The 3,407-nt window shown below is 60.3% G+C and carries 3 protein-coding genes and 1 other RNA gene; all 4 read right to left on the reverse strand.

All coding sequences use genetic code 11. The annotated features are described in order from the left end of the window. Positions 1-36: 36 nt before the first annotated feature. Positions 37-597 carry an FUSC family protein gene (locus Q0K15_RS11000; RefSeq protein ID WP_294515890.1) on the reverse strand — a complete coding sequence of 187 codons (561 nt, stop codon included), beginning with the start codon at positions 595-597 and terminating at the stop codon, positions 37-39. 13 nt (positions 598-610) lie between these two features. Then, positions 611-958: a YbaB/EbfC family nucleoid-associated protein gene (locus tag Q0K15_RS11005; protein WP_294515891.1), complete on the reverse strand. Its 348-nt coding sequence runs from the start codon at positions 956-958 to the stop codon at positions 611-613. 6 nt (positions 959-964) lie between these two features. Beyond that, entirely contained in the window at positions 965-2,728 is a 1,764-nt protein-coding gene (gene dnaX / locus Q0K15_RS11010) for a DNA polymerase III subunit gamma/tau (RefSeq protein ID WP_294515892.1), read from the reverse strand. 89 nt (positions 2,729-2,817) lie between these two features. Continuing rightward, positions 2,818-3,082: signal recognition particle sRNA large type (gene ffs, locus Q0K15_RS11015), an RNA gene on the reverse strand. Between the last annotated feature and the right edge of the window lie 325 nt (positions 3,083-3,407).

Below are 3,407 nucleotides of genomic sequence, written 5' to 3' on the forward strand. Positions count from 1 at the left end.
AAAAAGCTCCGGATCGTTGAAATCCGGAGCTTTTTGTTATGTTCCCTTGTGGTGCGTGTCCAAGTCGTCATCCGCTTGTTTCTGCTCCAGGCGGTGATCCGGGAGCACGGCGTTGACACCAAAGGCAATGGCCACCCCCACCACCGTCTCGATGATCCGTGCGGCAGCATAAAAGTACCGTTCCACACCTGTCATATCGTTGATGAGAATGACACAGGGAACGATGCAGGCCATCCCGCAGGCAGTGGGCCGCTGAATGAGCAGACACACCCAAATTCCGGCCACACAGACCAGTCCCAAAATGACGGTCTTGACGAGAGGCTGCCGGGCGATCTCCCCCAGAGACAGGGCCAGCACACCTAAGGCGCCGCCTACAGCCACCCCGATGAATCGGGATATCCCCTGCTGCATGGTCTGTCCCAGGGAGCTCTGCATACACACCACACAGGCAATACAGGCGTACATAGGGCCAATCTGCCCCAGAATACCGCCTAGTTCCGTACGGTAGAGGAGCCCAAAGGGCACAAAGACCAGGTAGGAGAGCATAACGGCCACCGCCGTTTTGACGGTGCGCATCCCCACGCCGGGGAGTTTCATGGTGCGGTCCTCCTTAGAACGGCAGGTTGAGGCCTCCGGTAATCTGGCCCATGGCGGAGGCCGCATCAGAGGAAGCGGCACGCATAGCCTCGTTCACCGCCGCCACGATGAGGTCCTGGAGCATCTCCACGTCGTCGGGGTCCACGGCCTCGGGGTCAATGGTGATGGCCTTGAGTTCATGTTTGCCACTCACCGTGGCGGAGACCACACCGCCGCCGGCCTGGGCAGTGTACTCCTTGTTCTCCAGCTCAGCCTGCATTCTCTGCATGTCCTGCTGCATCTTCTGGGCCTGCTTGATCATATTCATGTTGATGCCGCCACCCATGCCGCCCATGCCGCGGCTGCCGAATCCCTTTGCCATTGTTCGTCACTCCTTGATGGTAATGTTATCAAACCGCCGGCCCATGGCCAGCAGATCGTCCAGATTGTCGTGGGCGGACACAGCCGCACCGGCGGGGGCCTTCCCCACCTTGACCTGCACCCGCACCGCCTCGCCCAGTTTGGACTGGGCTAAGGCACGGATTGCCTCCAGTACCGCCGGACGACTCACCACACCCTTCACCAGCTCGTCGTCCACCCACAGGGTGAGGACGCCGAACTCCAGATGGCCCTGGACCATGCTGGGATTTCCCAGGAAAGGCCAGGCATTCCGGGGCACCTTGTCCCTTAGGGCCGGGGCCAGAGCCTGCCAGAAGCGGCCGTCGTCGGCCGGTCCCGCCGCCGTGGGGGCGGAGGCCGCCACCATCTGTACCGGGGCGTTCTGTGCCTGGGTCTTTGCCGGGGCGGCGGGGGGCTCAGCCGCCCCGGAGACCACCTCAGCCGGAGCCGCCAAGGTTGCCGCCGCCGGGGCCCGGACAGGGGGCTCCTCCTCTGTCTCGCTGACAGGAGTTTCTCCTTGCGTATGACTGGTATCCAGCGTTTTCCCCGGATTTTCGCTCTCATTTTTCTGTAATGCGGAAGTACTTTGCACCTGAACCACAGGCACACCGGTGGAGAGCTGCTGCTCCACCCGGTCCAGTCGGGCGGAGAGGGCCTGGACGCTCTCGTCCAGCCGCTCGTCGCACAGCCGCAGCAGGCACAGCTCGGCGTCGGTACGCCGGTTGCTGCTCCGGGGCAAATCGGCCAGCACACCCTGGAGCACCGTCAGCATCCACACCAGCCGGGGGGCAGTGAAGTGCTCAGAGAGCCCCCGCATAGTGGTCTCATCCCAGTTGCCGCTGAGGAGGGCGCTGCCGGACCGGGGGGCCGTCTTTCGGATGAGCAGGTCTCGGGTCAGGGCGGACAACTCCCCCAGCACCGTGGATACATCTTTACCGCCGCTATACAGTCGGGCCAGGTCCTCCAAGGCTCCCTGAGTATCCCGCTTAGCCACCATGCCCATGAGCTTTGCAGATTCCAGATTGCCCGCCAGACCTAGGGCATCCAGGATGCGTCCCTCATCCACCGGACCGTCGGTGCCGGCACATTGGTCCAATAGAGATAGAGCGTCCCGCAGGCCGCCGTCGGCCAACCTGGCCAGCAATGATGCCCCTTCGGTGGTTAGCTGGATCCCCTCCTGCTCCGCCACATAGCGGAGGCGGGCAGCGATGTCGCCGGGCAGGATGCGCTGGAAGGAGAACTGCTGGCAACGGGATTTGATGGTGGCTGGGACCTTATGGAGCTCGGTGGTGGCCAGAATGAACATGAGGTGCTCCGGAGGCTCCTCCAGGATCTTCAGCAGGGCGTTGAAGGCAGCGGTGGAGAGCATGTGGACCTCGTCCACGATGTAGACCCGCTTACGGACAGCAGCGGGTGTGTAGACGGCCTCGTCCCGAAGGGCGCGGACCTGGTCTACACCGTTGTTAGAGGCGGCATCCAGCTCCAGCACATCCAGGATGGAGCCGTTTTCAATACCCCGACAGGCATCGCACTGGTTGCAGGGGTTTCCGTCCACGGGGTGTTCGCAGTTGACAGCCCTGGCCAGAATCTTGGCACAGGTGGTTTTGCCGGTACCCCGGGTGCCGGTGAACAAGTACGCATGGGAGAGGCGACCGGTGTCCACCTGCCGCTTGAGCGTCTCGGTGATGTGTGTCTGGCCTACCACATCGTCAAAGGTGCGAGGCCGCCACTTCCGGTAGAGCGCCTGATACAACGTCCATCCCTCCCAAAACAGCAAGAGAGGGACGCGGTTGCGCCGTGCCCCTCCCTCTCTTATCCGACTTCTTCCGACGCAGAACAAGACCGCACACCGGTCTTTGAATACTACGCTATGTCCGTAACCCAGGCAGCCAGCTCAAGAACGGCAACCCTGCGGCACACGGAAGGATCCGCTTAATGCTGCTCGGTTCCCCGCCTGACATGGTTCACGGGTTTCCGTTGCGCAGGACCAATCTATCATCGCCGCTTACCTGAGGCAGACGACACATCGCAGCTCCGGGGACCGGGATTCATCCCTGCTGTAGCGGGTTGCAGGTACAGGGCACCGCTATCTCCCCAACTAGTGCGGCCTTGCTCCACGCCGGACCACCACTAGGTCCGGTAAAGCCGGTATAGGGTATTGTACTACACTTTCCGCGATTTATCAATCCCGTTTTTTTGCTTTATAAAAAAGGCTTTACAAAACTTAGAAATATGTTATAATATTATCCGTTGACTCGGCATGATAGGGCATTCTACTATCATTCATCTCCTTCGCAATATTTTATTGGCATAACTTTTTTGTCTAAAAGATTTTGTTTGGGCCTGTAGCGCAGTTGGGAGCGCAAAGGGTTCGGTTTTCTGCCTCATCTATAATTTCATATTGCTTTATTCTTCTGTTCCGCTTTTGGAAC

The sequence above is a fragment of the uncultured Intestinimonas sp. genome, from assembly GCF_944387245.1.
Classification (GTDB): domain Bacteria; phylum Bacillota; class Clostridia; order Oscillospirales; family Oscillospiraceae; genus Intestinimonas.